13 protein-coding genes, 2 tRNA genes, 3 rRNA genes and 1 pseudogene are annotated in these 18165 nt (G+C 41.5%); 4 read left to right on the top strand and 15 right to left on the bottom strand.

Annotation, left to right across the window (positions count from 1 at the left end):
• Positions 1-2: 2 nt before the first annotated feature.
• Together HLV59_RS02480 and HLV59_RS02475 are read right to left on the bottom strand one after the other, a co-directional pair.
• Positions 3-914 (bottom strand): SDR family oxidoreductase, encoded by a 912-nt coding sequence (locus HLV59_RS02480; RefSeq protein ID WP_016143525.1) that lies wholly within the window; start codon positions 912-914, stop codon positions 3-5.
• Positions 915-934: 20 nt separating this feature from the next.
• Positions 935-2740 carry an acyclic terpene utilization AtuA family protein gene (locus tag HLV59_RS02475; protein ID WP_171429263.1) on the bottom strand — a complete coding sequence of 602 codons (1806 nt, stop codon included), beginning with the start codon at positions 2738-2740 and terminating at the stop codon, positions 935-937.
• A 187-nt stretch (positions 2741-2927) separates the two neighbouring features.
• Here HLV59_RS02475 and HLV59_RS02470 point away from each other — a divergent pair, with 187 nt between their 5' ends.
• Together HLV59_RS02470 and HLV59_RS02465 are read left to right on the top strand one after the other, a co-directional pair.
• Positions 2928-3527 carry a TetR/AcrR family transcriptional regulator gene (locus tag HLV59_RS02470; RefSeq protein ID WP_171429262.1) on the top strand — a complete coding sequence of 200 codons (600 nt, stop codon included), beginning with the start codon at positions 2928-2930 and terminating at the stop codon, positions 3525-3527.
• Positions 3524-4024 carry a GNAT family N-acetyltransferase gene (locus HLV59_RS02465; protein ID WP_171429261.1) on the top strand — a complete coding sequence of 167 codons (501 nt, stop codon included), beginning with the start codon at positions 3524-3526 and terminating at the stop codon, positions 4022-4024. Before HLV59_RS02470 ends, HLV59_RS02465 begins: the two co-directional genes overlap by 4 nt.
• 43 nt (positions 4025-4067) lie before the next feature.
• On the opposite strand, the gene HLV59_RS02460 is transcribed toward HLV59_RS02465, so the two are convergent.
• From HLV59_RS02460 to HLV59_RS02410, 11 genes and pseudogenes are all read right to left on the bottom strand, one after another.
• The gene (locus HLV59_RS02460; RefSeq protein ID WP_171429260.1) at positions 4068-5231 is read right to left on the bottom strand and encodes an acyl-CoA dehydrogenase family protein; all 1164 of its coding nucleotides are present in this window, start codon (positions 5229-5231) and stop codon (positions 4068-4070) included.
• Positions 5232-5367: 136 nt separating this feature from the next.
• Positions 5368-5931, bottom strand: a complete 564-nt coding sequence (locus HLV59_RS02455) for a DUF4256 domain-containing protein (protein ID WP_171429259.1) — start codon at positions 5929-5931, stop codon at positions 5368-5370.
• Positions 5932-6098: 167 nt separating this feature from the next.
• On the bottom strand, positions 6099-6494 hold the full coding sequence (locus tag HLV59_RS02450) for a putative signal transducing protein (protein WP_057106782.1): 396 nt from the start codon (positions 6492-6494) through the stop codon (positions 6099-6101).
• A gap of 154 nt (positions 6495-6648) precedes the next feature.
• Positions 6649-6763 (bottom strand): 5S ribosomal RNA (rrf, locus tag HLV59_RS02445).
• 182 nt (positions 6764-6945) lie between these two features.
• Positions 6946-9836 (bottom strand): 23S ribosomal RNA (locus HLV59_RS02440).
• Positions 9837-10190: 354 nt separating this feature from the next.
• Positions 10191-10266: transfer RNA gene (locus HLV59_RS02435), tRNA-Ala, on the bottom strand.
• Between the two features lie 55 nt (positions 10267-10321).
• Positions 10322-10398: transfer RNA gene (locus tag HLV59_RS02430), tRNA-Ile, on the bottom strand.
• Positions 10399-10457: 59 nt separating this feature from the next.
• Positions 10458-11995 (bottom strand): 16S ribosomal RNA (locus tag HLV59_RS02425).
• The 16S, 23S and 5S rRNA genes sit together here with 2 tRNA genes alongside, the layout of an rRNA operon.
• A gap of 442 nt (positions 11996-12437) precedes the next feature.
• A pseudogene (locus HLV59_RS02420) lies at positions 12438-13524 on the bottom strand (DUF6670 family protein).
• A 17-nt stretch (positions 13525-13541) separates the two neighbouring features.
• A complete protein-coding gene (gene pssA / locus HLV59_RS02415) occupies positions 13542-14375 on the bottom strand; it encodes a CDP-diacylglycerol--serine O-phosphatidyltransferase (RefSeq protein WP_016143534.1) in 834 nt (277 codons plus the stop codon).
• 41 nt (positions 14376-14416) lie between these two features.
• Positions 14417-15274 (bottom strand): 23S rRNA (adenine(2030)-N(6))-methyltransferase RlmJ, encoded by an 858-nt coding sequence (locus HLV59_RS02410; RefSeq protein WP_062850144.1) that lies wholly within the window; start codon positions 15272-15274, stop codon positions 14417-14419.
• Between the two features lie 117 nt (positions 15275-15391).
• Here HLV59_RS02410 and HLV59_RS02405 point away from each other — a divergent pair, with 117 nt between their 5' ends.
• Together HLV59_RS02405 and HLV59_RS02400 are read left to right on the top strand one after the other, a co-directional pair.
• Entirely contained in the window at positions 15392-15997 is a 606-nt protein-coding gene (locus tag HLV59_RS02405) for a 2OG-Fe(II) oxygenase (protein WP_171429257.1), read from the top strand.
• Between the two features lie 67 nt (positions 15998-16064).
• A complete protein-coding gene (locus tag HLV59_RS02400) occupies positions 16065-16592 on the top strand; it encodes a hypothetical protein (RefSeq protein ID WP_171429256.1) in 528 nt (175 codons plus the stop codon).
• A 64-nt stretch (positions 16593-16656) separates the two neighbouring features.
• Here HLV59_RS02400 and HLV59_RS02395 read toward each other — a convergent pair whose 3' ends face one another.
• Complete coding sequence (locus tag HLV59_RS02395) at positions 16657-16902, bottom strand: DUF2789 family protein (protein ID WP_002119522.1); 246 nt, start codon at positions 16900-16902, stop codon at positions 16657-16659.
• A 174-nt stretch (positions 16903-17076) separates the two neighbouring features.
• The gene (locus HLV59_RS02390) at positions 17077-18063 is read right to left on the bottom strand and encodes a malate dehydrogenase (protein WP_002119517.1); all 987 of its coding nucleotides are present in this window, start codon (positions 18061-18063) and stop codon (positions 17077-17079) included.
• Between the last annotated feature and the right edge of the window lie 102 nt (positions 18064-18165).

The following is an 18165-nucleotide window of genomic DNA, read 5'->3' as shown; positions in this document are numbered from 1 at the left end:
CCTCACTCCAAGCCTGAATTATTGTTTTGCTCAGCTTTTTCAGTCTTATCTTTTTTAAAAATTTCAGGAATAAATGCACGGTGGAAACCATTATAAGACTGACTATTTGTTGCCTCACCTAGTGGATACATACGCGTACCTTGCGATGCAGCACCATCAATACGCAATGTTACACCCGACACAAAAGCAGCAGCATCAGATAACAAATAGCAAATTGCTGATGAGACTTCCGACTCAGTTCCCATACGCTTTAGAGGTACATTGCCAGCAAGACTTGGAATAATCACTTTGGCAAAATCACCGCTATAATTATCCATACCAGATGAGACAATCCATCCTGGTGCAACCGCATTTACACGTACACCAGATTTACCCCACTCAACCGATGCTGTTTTGGTTAAGTTATCAACTCCCGAACGCGCAGCACCAGAATGTCCCATTCCCGGCATGCCGCCCCACATATCAGCCGTCATGTTGACAATACTGCCACCATGTTTAGCCATCCATTGGTTATAAGCTTCACGCATCAGGTAAAAAGTTGAGTGCAAGTTATTACGTACGACCGCATCAAAACCATTCGCAGAGATATTTTCTAAAGCTGACGGAAACTGACCACCCGCGTTATTCACCAATCCATCGAGTTTGCCGAATTTCTCAATCACTTCGGCAATCATATTTTTCACTTGTTCTTCTTCACGGTTATCACAAACAATGAAATGAACCAGCCCACCATCTTCTATAATTTCTTGGCTCACCTTTTCCAGTTTTTCAATTTTGCGTCCTGTAATCACTACTTGAGCACCAAGAGCAGCGAGCTCATGTACCGTACAACGGCCAATTCCTGAGCCACCACCCGTCACAATCACTACTTTATTTGCGAAAGCATCTGGTCTAAAAATTGATTGATAACTCATCTTTGTTTCATCCATTTATTTTATTTTTCTAAAAGATGTGCCGGAACTTTGACAGGCATATCCAATAATTGTTGTGCAAAGGCCTTTCCTTGCGGATCTATACGTAGGCTTGCAACACCACCGCCACCCAAGGCATTTTCAAGCATAAAATTCAGTGCATTTAAACCCGGTAACTCATAACGAATTACTCGTCCTTTCTCTGCATCCAAGACATGTTTCATATAATTTGCAACCGCCTGTTCAGTCAGTGCCGCACGAATCCACGGTAAATAGTCTGCTTTACGCGCAATCACACCGATATTGCTATGATTACCTTTATCACCACTGCGGGCATGTGCAATTTCAATCAAAGGAACTTCAATTTCATCTCCTTGATAAACTGCATTTTTGCCTGCTGTTAATGTAGGCAATTGCTCTGTAGAAACTCCTTGTAGAACCTCAACTGGATAACGTTTGCCTTCAAAATCGATTTCGACTTTGATCTGATTTTTATCGACTAAAAAAGAAAATAATTTAATCACTGGAGATGCTTTTGGACGCCCCCCCACAATACCAGCCAAAGCTGGAGCCATGCCTGTAGACGCCTGTGCAATTTCAGATGCAAAGAACATACATGCTTCTTTAAATATATGCTTTACAGCTATTTTGACCACGACTTCACGGCTATTTAAAGCCTGAGCATTTGCGCCATAGGTACTTTCAATCCCTAAAATTTCAACCGATTTTTCACTAAATGGCGGCACCGAACGCATTGCTAAAACACGTTCGCACTTAGTCAAAATTGCATCGGCAATGACTTGTGCTTTTTGTGGTGCCTCACGACCTGCAATTAAAAAACTGACTAAAACCCGATAACCATCTGGATAGGTCGTACTGACTTTATATTGCGCAGTCGGTGCTTGTCCTTTTGCACCAGTCACACGAACTCGGTGCTCTCCGACTTGTTCCAGATGCACCTGACTGAAATCAGCAATTACATCTGGTAGTAAATATGCTTGAGGATTGCCAATTTCATAAACAATTTGCTCAGCAACTGTGGCGGTAGAAACCAGCCCCCCTGTTCCCTTGGGCTTAGTCACAATAAACGAACCATCCTCACTCACTTCAACCACAGGAAAACCCATGTTGTCGAAGCCCTGCACCAATTGCCAATCGGTAAAATTACCACCCGTACATTGGGCACCACATTCAATCACATGACCTGCCAGCGAACCTTGCGCTAACTTATCGTAGTCATCTAAAGACCATTGATATTCATAAAGTAAAGGAGCAAGTACCACAGCAGAGTCAACAACACGGCCAGTAATTACAATATCGGCGCCCAAGTCTAAAGCATTGCGAATAGGGACCGCGCCTAAATAAGCATTACTGCTCGCCACCTGTTCTGGCAAAGCTTCTCCACTAAACATTTCTTGAATATTCTGTAATTTTAAATGTTCATGTTGCGCTAATAGGTCATCACCTAACACCACAGCCACTTTCAGATCTAAGCCATATTCTTTAATTATTTTTTGCAAAGCATCTCGACAAGCAAGCGGGTTAACACCACCAGCATTACTAATCACTTTAATCTTTTTTTCTGCAATTTTTTTAAGCAAGGGCGCCATGACTCGACTGACAAAATCTAAAGCGTAACCATGCTTTGGTTCCACCATCTTCGCTTTTGCCATAATCGACATGGTGATCTCAGACAAATAGTCAAAAACCAAATAATTAATATCGGTTAAATTTACCAATTGAAAAGCAGCAGTATTGGTATCCCCCCAAAAGCCTGAGGCACAACCGATTTTTACGACACGCTTATCAGCCTGCTGATTACTTGCCATCTTATTTCTCATTATTTTGTTTAAAAATTACACTCAACATTACCAAGCAAGCGCTTGGTTTGTAAAGAGCAAAATGTTATTGTGAAATTGACTAAAACTGCCAAACTCGACAACCCGCCTAAAACATGGTGAGATTTAGCAAAATTTTTTCCGTTAAATATTTTTATATAAAGGATTCGGCTTTCGCATGATTGCTACTTCAATTGAACAAATTCCAAATATTTCTTGCTTTGATGATAGTCCGCGTGGCCGTTTATTACAGGGAGCCGCCTATCTATTTCACAAACAAGGCTATGACAAAACTACTGTACGTGAACTTGCTCAATTTATTGGAATTCAATCGGGAAGCTTATTTCATCACTTCAAAAGCAAAGATGACATCCTCGCTCACGTCATGGAGCAAACTATCATTTACAATCTTGCTCGTTTAGAAGATGCAGCTGCTCAATCTACAGATCCAGAACAACAATTACGCGCCCTTATTAAAGCTGAACTCATTTCAATTACTGGAGATACTGGCGCAGCCATGGCTGTTTTGGTGTATGAATGGTTTGCGCTGTCAAAAGAAAAACAAGAATATCTTTTAAAGATACGTAACGAATATGAGCAAATCTGGTTAGATATTATTGAAAAGTTACGTATTCAAGGCGAGATAAAACATGATGCTTTTATCTGGCGACGATTAGTTGGTGGTGCGATTTCATGGACCGTAACTTGGTATAAATCTGAAGGTCAAGTCAAAATTGATGAGTTAACGGAAATGGTTTGGGAAATGGCTTTGAAATGAGTTCTGTCTACTTGCGTAAACCTAATATAAGTGACTTAGCTGAAATTCAAGAAGCTTATAAACGTAGTGTTCAATTGCATCTGCCTTGGACTTATCCTCCAGCTAACTTTCAAACATATTTAGAACAAGAACATCGTTATTTTGTTTGCTTAATTGAAAGCCATTCAATTATCGGAACATTTAATATTTCGAATATTATCCGCGGTCACTTTCATTCAGCCTATTTAGGTTATGAAGCCTTTCATCCCTATCAAGGTCATGGCTATATGAAGCATGGTCTAAAATTATTACTCAAAGAGGCATTTGAAAATTTAAATTTGCATAGGTTAGAAGCGAATATACAACCTGACAATATTGCCTCGATTCAACTAGTTGCCCAAGCAGGTTTCATTAAAGAAGGTTTTTCTCGACAATATCTTCGAATTGGAGGAAAAACATGGAAAGATCATGAACGTTGGGCAATTTTAAATGAGAAGTGGATAGAACCATCTCAGTAGACTCTAAATGAGATGGTTTATACCATCAAAACATACTTAAAAATCAATAACCCAACTGCTTACTAATCAAATCTTTCATAATTTCCTCAGCACCACCGCCAATCATATTAACTTTCACTTCACGGTAAATACGTTCAGATTTGGTACCTCGCATAAAGCCCATGCCACCTAATGTTTGTACCGCTGCATCAGCACAAAATTGCATAGTGCGAGTCGCAACATTTTTGAGCATTGAAATTTGTGCCACCAACTCAGGTCCTTGTAACTTCGGCTGAGTCATTTTCCATGCGGTTTCTTCAAGTAATGCCCGTGTTGAGGTTAATTGCGTTGCCATATCTACCAATTTATGACGAACTACTTGATGATCTATTAATCGTTTACCAAAAGTCTTACGTTGCTGGGCCCAATCTAAAGCTTCTTCATAACACACTAATGCATAACCATAAGCCACTACACCTAAGAAAAAACGCTCCATATTAAAGTTATTCATAATGACTTTAAAACCAGCATTTTCTTTACCAAGTAGATTTGATGTAGGAACTCGTACTTGGTCAAAATGCAAATGAGCTGTATCAGAAGCCCACCACCCCATTTTCTTCAAAGATGTTTTAGTAATTCCTTCGCAGTGCGCATCAACCAACAACATTGAAATACCTTCTGCACCTGTTTTAGTTGGATCTGTACGCACTGCAACTGTATAGTAATCTGCACGAATTCCTGATGTAATAAATGTCTTTTCGCCTGAAACAATATAATAATCACCATCACGAACAGCTTTAGTTTGTAATGCAGCCACGTCAGAACCACCACCCGGTTCTGTAATCGCCAACGCTGAAATTTTTTCTCCAGAAATAATCTTTGGTAAAACTTTAGCTTTTAATTCTTCACTACCAAAATGCTGAATCGGTGGGGCGCCAATGGTATGTACCATGAGTGAAATATGTACTCCACCCGAACCAGCTTTTGCCATTTCAATACCAGCCAATAACGAATAAAATGGATCTGCATCAGGAATACCGCCATATTCCTCAGCAAACCCTAAACCCAATAAACCAATTTCAGCAGCCTTTCTATAAAGCTCTCTAGGAAATGTCTCAGCCTCATCCCATTCATTAACGAAAGGGGCCATTTCTTTTTGTACAAATCGACGAACATTATCAGCAAAAGCAATATGTTGTTCATTATAGTAAATTGGATTTGGTTGCATTTTTACAAATGTCCTGATGTTTTTATTTAATTCCAGAACCTATCTTGTCATGTTTGACGTCAATCAAAAGTTGCAAGAACCTCCAATTTCTTGGCATAAAACATCAAACCTAATAATTCTTATGAAACTGTAAAATCTATATTCTTAAACAGCACCGAAATCCCCGAGCAGCATAATAGGACTGCGCTCCATTATGATAAATGAAGACCCGACCATAACGTCGGTCAGCAAAAATAGCTCCATCTAAACGTCGAATCTCATCTGGGGTTTTGAGCCAACTTGATGTTTTAAGATCAAACTCCCCTAACTTTTGTAATTCATAGTATTGCTCTTCTGTGAGAAGTTCAGCTCCCATTTCTTTAGCCACATCGATTGCACTATTTTTAGGAGGATGATCTTTTCTAGCCTCCAGAGCCTCCCGATCATAGCAAAGGCTTCTACGACCTTTAGGTGTCTCAGGAGAGCAATCTACAAATAAATATTCATCTTTCTGCTGATCATAAGCAATAACATCAGGCTCCCCTCCTGTATTTTCCATTTCCTGTAGTGACCACAGTTTATCAGGAACCTTAATTAGTTTATTTTGCACATCCGACCAATTCATTTCTGTATGACGATGTGTATTTTTTTCAAATCTATTCTTTAATAATTCAAGGAGTAACTCTATTTGCTTTTGAGTGAGCTGTTTTTTATTTACCATTAAATAAGTCCTTATATTTATTAAATTGAATGTCCATCAAAATAATTTATTTTCTTTAATATCAATATCTTACATACAGACAATATTAATTACAGAGATAGAACTAAATCCAATATCTCTACATTAGGTCCCATAATTAAGATAATCAATAATCTTTTACTATATATTTAATTCCAAAAGTGTCCACAACGCTTACATCTATTACCATTTTTAAAAGAAAATAAAGGTAGGCCGAAAAACATAAACGCTAAAAAGGTAGATTTTTTTCCTTTAGTATTAACTTCTATATCCAAACTTCCACACTCAGGGCAACATTCTTTACTCTTCCCGAACTTTTGTTCAAGCTCGTCACTAAAGTCTTTTTCAAGAAATGACTTTGCTTCATCAACATAATTCTCTGGAACTAACAAACGAACCCCACCTAAAGCATTAGAATAAAACCAATCCATATTAATGGTATGTTCATTTTCAATATAAACTGGAATTCCAAAAGCTTCTAATTGAGTTTTTGCAATTTGTGCCTCATAAGGAAACGAGAAAGTTTTAACTACGATCCATTGCATATTAAATTTCTAATTAGGTAAATAATTTTAGAATAACTTTATTTTTTATAAATTGAATTAATTTTAATGTTTAAAGAATTGGAGACTAAATTTCCATTTTATTCCGCCCATAAAAAACACCCCCGTTCATTCGAACGGGGGTGTTTGAATAATGAGCTGGCGATGACTTACTCTCACATGGGTAACCCCACACTACCATCAGCGCTAAGAGGTTTCACTTCTGAGTTCGGGAAGGGATCAGGTGGTTCACTCTTGCTATGGTCGCCAGCACAACTGGTATGGATACTTGCTTCGTTTTATTCACTGTGTGATACGTTGCGTTTTCCAAATCTTGACAGACGGGCTGATTGAATCTGAATTTGTTCATTTTAGCTAGTAGTATAACTAAATCAAGTTGCTTTGCATGTTTATGAATCGATTGATGCTTCATATACAACTGCTTGGGTGTTGTATAGTCAAGCCTCACGAGCAATTAGTATTGGTCAGCTTCACATATCACTATGCTTCCACATCCAACCTATCAACGTCCTAGTCTCGAACGGCTCTTTAGAGGAATAAATTCCTAGGGAAATCTTATCTTGAGGTAGGCTTCCCGCTTAGATGCTTTCAGCGGTTATCCCTTCCGAACATAGCTACCCGGCGATGCGACTGGCGTCACAACCGGTACACCAGAGGTTCGTCCACTCTGGTCCTCTCGTACTAGGAGCAGATCCTCTCAAATTTCCAGCGCCCACGGTAGATAGGGACCGAACTGTCTCACGACGTTCTAAACCCAGCTCGCGTACCTCTTTAAATGGCGAACAGCCATACCCTTGGGACCTGCTTCAGCCCCAGGATGAGATGAGCCGACATCGAGGTGCCAAACACCGCCGTCGATATGAACTCTTGGGCGGTATCAGCCTGTTATCCCCAGAGTACCTTTTATCCGTTGAGCGATGGCCCTTCCATACAGAACCACCGGATCACTAAGACCTACTTTCGTACCTGCTCGACTTGTGGGTCTCGCAGTTAAGCGCGCTTTTGCCTTTATACTCTACGCGTGATTTCCGACCACGCTGAGCGCACCTTCGTACTCCTCCGTTACTCTTTAGGAGGAGACCGCCCCAGTCAAACTACCCACCAGACACGGTCCTCGTCCCGGATAACGGGACAGAGTTAGAACCTCAACATTACCAGGGTGGTATTTCAAGGACGGCTCCATTGGAACTAGCGTTCCAACTTCAAAGCCTCCCACCTATCCTACACAAGTAAGGTCAAAGTTCAGTGTCAAGCTGCAGTAAAGGTTCACGGGGTCTTTCCGTCTAGCCGCGGGTACACTGCATCTTCACAGCGATTTCGATTTCACTGAGCCTCTGCTGGAGACAGCGCCGCCATCATTATGCCATTCGTGCAGGTCGGAACTTACCCGACAAGGAATTTCGCTACCTTAGGACCGTTATAGTTACGGCCGCCGTTTACTGGGGCTTCGATCAAGAGCTTCGCTTACGCTAACCCCATCAATTAACCTTCCAGCACCGGGCAGGCATCACACCCTATACGTCCACTTTCGTGTTTGCAGAGTGCTATGTTTTTAATAAACAGTTGCAGCGGCCTGGTTTCTGCGGCTGTCGTCAGCTCAGGAAGCAAGTTCCATCACCAACAACAGCGTACCTTCTCCCGAAGTTACGGTACCATTTTGCCTAGTTCCTTCAGCAGAGTTCTCTCAAGCGCCTTGGTCTACTCGACCTGACCACCTGTGTCGGTTTCGGGTACGATTCCTGTGTAACTGAAGCTTAGAGACTTTTCCTGGAAGCATGGTATCAGCCACTTCACTGTACAAGTACAGCTTGCTATCGGATCTCAGTATAGAGTACCCCGGATTTGCCTAAGATACATACCTACATCCTTCCACCTGGACAACCAACGCCAGGCTGACTTAACCTTCTCCGTCCTCTCATCGCATTACACAGAAGTATTGGAATATTAACCAATTTCCCATCGACTACGCCTTTCGGCCTCGCCTTAGGGGTCGACTCACCCAGCCCCGATTAACGTTGGACTGGAACCCTTGGTCTTTCGGCGAACGGGTTTTTCACCCGTTTTGTCGTTACTCACGTCAGCATTCGCACTTCTGATACCTCCAGCATACTTCTCAATACACCTTCATCGGCTTACAGAACGCTCCCCTACCACTTGACTAATGTCAAATCCGCAGCTTCGGCACATAGTTTTAGCCCCGTTACATCTTCCGCGCAGGCCGACTCGACTAGTGAGCTATTACGCTTTCTTTAAAGGGTGGCTGCTTCTAAGCCAACCTCCTAGCTGTCTATGCCTTCCCACATCGTTTCCCACTTAACTATGATTTTGGGGCCTTAGCTGGCGGTCTGGATTGTTTTCCTCTTGACTACGGACGTTAGCACCCGCAGTCTGTCTCCCGGATAGTACTCATAGGTATTCGGAGTTTGCATCGGTTTGGTAAGTCGGGATGACCCCCTAGCCGAAACAGTGCTCTACCCCCTATGGTATTCGTCCGAGGCGCTACCTAAATAGCTTTCGGGGAGAACCAGCTATCACCAGGCTTGATTAGCCTTTCACCCCTATCCACAAGTCATCCCCTGGCTTTTCAACGACAGTGGGTTCGGTCCTCCAGTTAGTGTTACCCAACCTTCAACCTGCTCATGGATAGATCGCCTGGTTTCGGGTCTATACCCAGCAACTAAACGCCCTATTAAGACTCGATTTCTCTACGGCTCCCCTATACGGTTAACCTCGCTACTGAATATAAGTCGCTGACCCATTATACAAAAGGTACGCAGTCACCGAACAAGTCGGCTCCCACTGCTTGTATGCATGCGGTTTCAGGATCTATTTCACTCCCCTCACAGGGGTTCTTTTCGCCTTTCCCTCACGGTACTGGTTCACTATCGGTCAGTCAGGAGTATTTAGCCTTGGAGGATGGTCCCCCCATATTCAGACAAGGTTTCACGTGCCTCGCCCTACTCGTCATCATTATGTGTGCCCTTTCGTGTACGGGAATATCACCCTCTACGTTCGCACTTCCCAGAGCGTTCCACTAAAACACACATAACTTAATGGGCTGATCCCCGTTCGCTCGCCGCTACTGAGGGAATCTCAATTGATTTCTTTTCCTAAGGGTACTGAGATGTTTCACTTCCCCTCGTTCGCCTTGCAACACTATGTATTCATGTTGCAATACCTACCTTAAAGTAGGTGGGTTCCCCCATTCAGAAATCTCCGGATCAAAGGATATTTGCCGCCTCCCCGGAGCTTTTCGCAGGCTATCACGTCTTTCATCGCCTCTGACTGCCAAGGCATCCACCACATGCACTTAATTACTTGACTATACAACCCCAAACAGTCGTCAACACCTACAAGTGAGTGTTGTCCGTGCGATTCTTCATCGCTACTATCTGTTGTCTGTGTACTTAAACACTGTACAGCTTCAATCTAAATTCATATACCAAAACGCTTGATTCAGTTAATTTGCTAGTTCTCAATTCATTCAGATTAATTGCTTAATCTAAACTCTTGAGTGAACAATTTATTTCAGACTCAATTTTGCCAATCTGTTAATGAATAAACATGCCTTCGTCAGGTCATGCTTAATACCGTGATACTTAAATCACAGAAGTTAATAAACCAAGATCCTAAAATCTCTATTTACTAATTTCTGTAATCCGAACTTCTCTTAAGTTCTGGTGGAGACTAGGAGAGTCGAACTCCTGACCTCCTGCGTGCAAAGCAGGCGCTCTACCAACTAAGCTAAGTCCCCAGCTTACATCATCAGTCATGTATCTTTTATCTATAACTTTAACCAGTCAAAGTCATGGTGGGTCTGACAAGACTTGAACTTGTGACCCCACGCTTATCAAGCGTGTGCTCTAACCAACTGAGCTACAGACCCTCAGATACATCTATGAAGAACAACTTGTTGTGGATTCTTACCAATCGTCAATCTTTCGTTAAGGAGGTGATCCAGCCGCAGGTTCCCCTACGGCTACCTTGTTACGACTTCACCCCAGTCATCGGCCACACCGTGGTAACCGCCCTCTTTGCAGTTAGGCTAGCTACTTCTGGTGCAACAAACTCCCATGGTGTGACGGGCGGTGTGTACAAGGCCCGGGAACGTATTCACCGCGGCATTCTGATCCGCGATTACTAGCGATTCCGACTTCATGGAGTCGAGTTGCAGACTCCAATCCGGACTACGATCGGCTTTTTGAGATTAGCATCCTATCGCTAGGTAGCAACCCTTTGTACCGACCATTGTAGCACGTGTGTAGCCCTGGCCGTAAGGGCCATGATGACTTGACGTCGTCCCCGCCTTCCTCCAGTTTGTCACTGGCAGTATCCTTAAAGTTCCCGACATTACTCGCTGGCAAATAAGGAAAAGGGTTGCGCTCGTTGCGGGACTTAACCCAACATCTCACGACACGAGCTGACGACAGCCATGCAGCACCTGTATGTAAGTTCCCGAAGGCACCAATCCATCTCTGGAAAGTTCTTACTATGTCAAGGCCAGGTAAGGTTCTTCGCGTTGCATCGAATTAAACCACATGCTCCACCGCTTGTGCGGGCCCCCGTCAATTCATTTGAGTTTTAGTCTTGCGACCGTACTCCCCAGGCGGTCTACTTATCGCGTTAGCTGCGCCACTAAAGCCTCAAAGGCCCCAACGGCTAGTAGACATCGTTTACGGCATGGACTACCAGGGTATCTAATCCTGTTTGCTCCCCATGCTTTCGCACCTCAGCGTCAGTGTTAGGCCAGATGGCTGCCTTCGCCATCGGTATTCCTCCAGATCTCTACGCATTTCACCGCTACACCTGGAATTCTACCATCCTCTCCCACACTCTAGCTAACCAGTATCGAATGCAATTCCCAAGTTAAGCTCGGGGATTTCACATTTGACTTAATTAGCCGCCTACGCGCGCTTTACGCCCAGTAAATCCGATTAACGCTTGCACCCTCTGTATTACCGCGGCTGCTGGCACAGAGTTAGCCGGTGCTTATTCTGCGAGTAACGTCCACTATCTCTAGGTATTATCTAAAGTAGCCTCCTCCTCGCTTAAAGTGCTTTACAACCATAAGGCCTTCTTCACACACGCGGCATGGCTGGATCAGGCTTGCGCCCATTGTCCAATATTCCCCACTGCTGCCTCCCGTAGGAGTCTGGGCCGTGTCTCAGTCCCAGTGTGGCGGATCATCCTCTCAGACCCGCTACAGATCGTCGCCTTGGTAGGCCTTTACCCCACCAACTAGCTAATCCGACTTAGGCTCATCTATTAGCGCAAGGTCCGAAGATCCCCTGCTTTCTCCCGTAGGACGTATGCGGTATTAGCATTCCTTTCGAAATGTTGTCCCCCACTAATAGGCAGATTCCTAAGCATTACTCACCCGTCCGCCGCTAGGTGATAGTGCAAGCACCATCACCCCGCTCGACTTGCATGTGTTAAGCCTGCCGCCAGCGTTCAATCTGAGCCATGATCAAACTCTTCAGTTAAAATCATTTTGCACCTTATTAAAGACAAGGTGCCAATTCTGGCTCATCAATTACTGACTTAAATTTCGCTCAAATAAACTTCGAGTAATTTAAACCAATCAATCAATGAAAATTATTTCGATTAATCAATCAGTAAAAATCCACACAAGTTGTTCTTCAATTCTCTTAATGATCTTCTTACTGGTTCGTCACCAGCAAGCTAGGTCGGCTATATTACTCTTAATCTCTTAAAAGTCAACAGGTAATTTCGATATTTTTAAAACTTATCCTCTAAACCAACTTCTCATCAAATTCATCACTTAAAGCAACCAATCTAATCACAAGTAACTGTTTTTCAACAAGTTTCTATCTGCATCACCGCCGATGGATGTGCATTATAGACCATCCTAACTCCTTTGCAACCCCTTTTTTAATATTAGTGAAACAACAGTTCGCTTTTTAATCAAAAACGATAAAAATAGTCATTTTTTATATAAACATGGTTGTAAAAGCATCAATTTATCTAAGATCTTCTCGTCTTGATTCTTTTCTTGCCATCTAAGTGGTCGACAATCTATATATTCACAATATCCACCCTCTCCTTGCAGACACTGTTCATTCCAGCTTAATTGATATTGAAAGCTTCCCACATACCCAGCCGCCAACCCAAACTTGTAGTCACCACGGCTTTGTGCATAAAGTTCAAAAATTATTTTTCCGTTTTTCTCACATTGCCAAGAAAACTCCCTTGGCAAATACATCTCTTTACCATTCGGTGTTTTAACCTTTGGATAAACTCGGTGGATATGTAAATTTACGTCTTCTGTAAAACTTTCAACAGGCTTCCCAAATTCTTGAATATCTAATCTTGAACATAGGATGATATTCCACTGATTTCTTATTTGTAAGAATGTAAGCTGCGTCGTTTCATTTAAGTTAATAATTTGGCACGTATAGAAACATAAAGATAAGAACGGCAAATGCAAAGCTCGCGCGTGTTTAAATCGCCCCAACCCTTCAATTTGATATTTCTGTCCTTTATAAAAAATTTCACCTTCACATACACATAATGTTGACCAATAGTCAGAAACACCCCACTGCAAAGCAGAGGCATTAGATATATTCTCAGGGACTTGAATCAAAAGATCACATCCCATTTCTGGGTCTAAGCGTTTAAGGCGAATCATGGGAATTTGCCATTGAATCAGGTCGGTTTTATCAAATTGATATAGCGCCGAATCAAACTGGCATTGGCGTCGAATAGAATATGTTTTTAAATGCCCCACACTATGCTGGCTATTACTTACAAGCACTGTTGCAGTGTCGATTGCCGAAGTTGTAATGCTGTGAGTGTTATAACAAAGGGGGATCCGCGGCTGTCCCACTAAACTAATGTAATTAAAATAACGAAGTGGGGTTGGTAAATTTGGAAGGATCAAGCCTTGATAAACAATTTTAAAAAAGCCACGAGAAGGTTGATAAACAACCCCCTCTTTAGGATTCAGGCCCAGTTGCTGTAATTGATTAATTTGACTTATCAACTTAGGCATACTGAACCTCTTCTATTTTATGTTTTTATTGTTTCATTACTCTTGCGTGCCAATAGAGTCGTAACAAAACCAGAGAGAGCATAGATAATCGAAACAGTCAAAATGCCCATTGGAATATTATAAGTGATTGCTGCAAAAATCAGTACTACTGGCAACATAACTACAAAGGGAACGCGTTTACGATCCATCTGTTTGAAAGAGTAATATTTAATATTGGAAATCATGAGTAATCCCACAACAACCATGAGAACAGAATTAATCGTTTGAATCGCAATATCCCGCAAATCAAAAATGAAAGGATAATCTCGAGCAACCCAGACGAGTGAAATAATGATAATGGCAGCGAGTGGACTTGCAATGCCAATAAAATAACGCTTATCAACAACTCCAATTTGCACATTAAAACGTGCTAAACGGAAGGCTGCGCACGCTGTATAAACAAAACAACATGCCAATCCAATACGGCCTAAATCATGCAAACTCCAGCTATACATCAGCATTGCTGGAGCCACACCAAAAGCTAACAAGTCCGATAGAGAATCATATTGTTCACCAAAAGCGCTTTGTGCACCAATCGCTCGAGCAACTCGACCATCTAAACCGTCAAGTAGCGCTGCAATAAAAATGGCATAAATCGCTTGGTTAAAATCCCCATTCATACTTGCAATGATGGAATAGAAACCGGACAACAGAGCAGCGGTTGTAATTAAGTTAGGCCAAAGGTAAATACCTCGGCGCTTCACTTTTTGTCCTTCCGGATTATCTTCTTCTTCAACCACTTCAAATGTAATCCCATCAAATGAATGTTCATTATGAGTTAAATCTTGCTCTGGTTTAGGCGCATTTGTCATTATTTTCTATTCCAAACATGTGCATTGATTTAAGTTAACTGTTACTCACCTACTAACCAGCGAACAGCAGCATGACCACCAGTTTCTTGCATACGTAGATGCGGGAATAACCACTGTAGTGCTTGGTCTGCTTGTTCTGAGAACTGCCAAGGTGGGTTAATCACTAATAAACCACAACCATTTAGGCCTACAGGGGTATCATCTGGCCATACACAAATTTCACAAACTAACTGACGGCGAATACCCGTTTTAAACATTTTCTTTTCAAAACGTTCAATCATCGCTCGGTCTTTAATTGGATACCAAACCGCAAAAACGCCCGTTGGCCATTTTTTATAAGCTTGTAGTAAAAGTTCAACTAATTGCGGAAAGTCTTTACGTTCTAATTCGTAAGGAGGGTCAATCATAACCAGACCGCGCTTTTCTTTTGGCGGAATTACACCGAGCAAGCCTTCATATGCATCGCGTTCATGTAAACCTGCACGTTTATCACGAATGTTATGACGTAATTGCTGAAATACATCGCGCTGCATTTCAAATATAGTCGCTTTGTCGATTTCACGCATGCCTTGCAAAGCAAACCAAGGAGAACCTGGATAACTACCCTTTCCTTCCTCAGAACGTAATTGTTCAACCAATTTCAAATATTGCTGGATCGCTTCAGGTGCCTGACGCTTTTCCATATCAGATAGTTGAACTAGACGATGAATGCCTGTGAGAAACTCTCCAGACTTTTGTGCAGGTGCCAGAGATAAATCATATTTGCCTGCCCCTCCATGCGTATCGATATAACGATAAGGTTTATCTTTAGCATTTAAACGGTTGAGCAGCTGTAGCAAAAGCACATGCTTCATAACATCTGCAAAGTTGCCCGCATGGAAATGGTGACGGTAATTCATGTTGACTTTAATTCCTCAATTCAACAAATAGTTTAACATGAAAAAAATATTCTTTCGTAAGGTTGTGATCATCTAAAATAGAGCTGCTTGATATTTTTACGATCTACCTGAGGTTATATGCACTCTCACTCGCTTCCTGATTCATGGAATTTGGATCAAATTTTAGATGATTTAAATACGCATGGCTTTGCCATTATAAATCATGCCTATCCTGATCAATATCGCGCTCAGGTCGCCAATGAGTGCAGCCATCACATGGATGAATTTAGAGAAGCAGGTATTCAAAACGGCGTAGTTAGTAATATTCGTAGTGACCATATTCTTTGGATTAACGATCAGCTTCCTATTGCTCAACAACATATTGAAACTTTAAGTTTATTTTCACAGAGTCTAAATCAAGCATTCTATTTAGGGATTAAAGAGGTTGAAGCTCATTTTGCTCGTTATAATTTGGGTGAATTCTATGCTTTACACCGAGACAATCCTCAACAAAAAAATGATCGTATGATGTCAACTGTCTATTACCTACACCCAGAATGGCAAGAAGATTGGGGTGGACAATTACGACTGCAAGATAAAAATGAAAAATGGCATATTGTTAACCCTGAATCCAATCGATTGGTAATATTTCAAAGCGATTTACTACATGAAGTATTAACCTCAAAACAACAAAGACTCTCTATTACCGCTTGGCTTCGGAGTGGAAATTCTATTTGGGTTTAAAATTTACTCTTTAAATTTGATAAATGAACCCGATATAAAAGCTATTGATTAGAAAAGGTGATGGCGTATGTCTATTGAAAGTAAAACAATTGTGAACCGAATTGGTGAAACAGACCAACTTTATTTGACTGAAAATACGCCTGAGCTTGCTTTAGAGCGCGCTGAGTTACGCATGCAACTTGTAGTATTAAGTCGTGTTCGCCAAGAGCAACTTCATTTTTTACAAGAAGCTATTGTTTTGCTTGAACAAGCTCGTATGGAATATGAAGAAATGCCATTGAACTTATATCTTAATTTGTCTTTACATTTAGCCAAAGCCTATATGCTTTATTTTGAATTAAATAAAGAAAAACGTTTTGCGTTAATTACTCAACAAATTTTGAAGCCCTTAGCGCATCATGAGCATGCCGATATCTATTTCTTTTTGGCCTATGCTTCAGCAGCACGACAGGAATCAGCACTAACACGACATTGGTTAACTAAATATTTATCAACGTCTACGTGTGATCTTGAACTACTTCATGGCCAACCTGTATTTGATCTTGTTCGTCATGAACCCTGGTATAAAAATCAATTAAAAGTAAAAACACACTAAACCCTTAATGTAATAAAGCCTGTTTTACGTATTACATGTAAAACAGGCTTTATTTTTTATGAAATTATTTTTTCACGCTGTCTTCATGCAGCTGTTCATTCAGTTCATCAATCACCACAATCCATTCATCATCTTTTTCCCAATGACTTTTTAAAAAATCACTTTGCCCCTTTGACCAAAAAGAAGCTTCATGTAATTTTTGTTCGGCTGGCAATTGATGTGTCTTAATAAAATTTTCAATACTTGCTTCATCTGAGTCCAAACCCAGTTGATCAAATAAAAGCTCTAATGTAGGTTGCTGCTCAAACATTGTTATTCTCCTATAACTTCTTTTAAATCATCTATTAACTAATCTAACAATAAAACGTTTTTACTTGCATGATAGTGTCTATATTTTCTTGTTGCTTTTTGTGTTCCCCTTTTTCAGGGTTCAATAAAAAAGCACTCTATAAAGAGTGCTTTTTTAACTCATCAAGTTGATGAATTATTTTACCATGTCAGCAATTGCTGCACGTTCTTCTTCAAGCTCGTTTAGAGTGAAGTTGATACGCTCACGGCTGAATTCATCGATTTCTAAACCTTGAACGATTTTGTATTCACCGTTTTCAGTTGTAACAGGGAAACCGAACATAACGCCTTCAGGAATACCATAAGAACCATCAGATGGAATACCCATAGTTACCCATTTGCCGTTTGTACCAAGCGCCCAATCACGCATATGGTCAATTGCAGCGTTAGCAGCAGAAGCAGCAGAAGACAAACCACGCGCTTCGATGATCGCAGCACCACGTTTACCAACAGTTGGAAGGAATACGTCTTTGTTCCAAGCTGGATCGTTAATTTTGTCTTTTAAGCTTTCGCCATTTGCAGTTGCAAAACGGTAGTCAGCATACATTGTTGGAGAGTGGTTGCCCCAAACTGTTAAGTTTTCGATATCAGCAACTGCAACACCAGCTTTTTGAGCAACTTGAGTCAACGCACGGTTGTGGTCAAGACGCAACATCGCTGTGAAGTTTTTCGCTGGAAGATCTGGAGCAGATTTCATTGCGATGTAAGCGTTAGTGTTTGCAGGGTTACCTACAACTAATACTTTAACGTTACGGCTAGCAACTTCGTTTAATGCTTGACCTTGACCGATGAAAATTTCACCGTTAACTTTTAACAAGTCAGCACGTTCCATACCAGGACCACGTGGACGAGAACCTACCAATAATGCGTAGTCAGCATCTTTAAATGCTACTTTCGGATCATCAGTCCCGATCATGCCAGCCAATAAAGGGAAAGCACAGTCATCAAGTTCCATCATTACGCCTTTAAGCGCTTGTTGTGCTTTTTCAACTGGAACTTCAAGCAATTGTAAAATAACAGGTTGATCTTTACCTAACATTTCACCGCTTGCGATACGGAATAATAAGCTGTAACCAATTTGACCTGCAGCGCCAGTCACGGCAACACGAACGGGTTGCTTCATGTAATTGTCTCCAATGAGTGTCCTTAATCGGGCTAAATAGGAATTCCATCTAACCAAATCATCATAAACGGCAAAGATTGTACTCTAAAGATTTGGCAGATG

It is taken from the genome of Acinetobacter lactucae, from assembly GCF_013122135.1.
Lineage (GTDB): Bacteria > Pseudomonadota > Gammaproteobacteria > Pseudomonadales > Moraxellaceae > Acinetobacter > Acinetobacter lactucae.
Note: the sequence above shows the minus strand (reverse complement) of the source record. Positions and strands in the feature narration are given on the sequence as shown.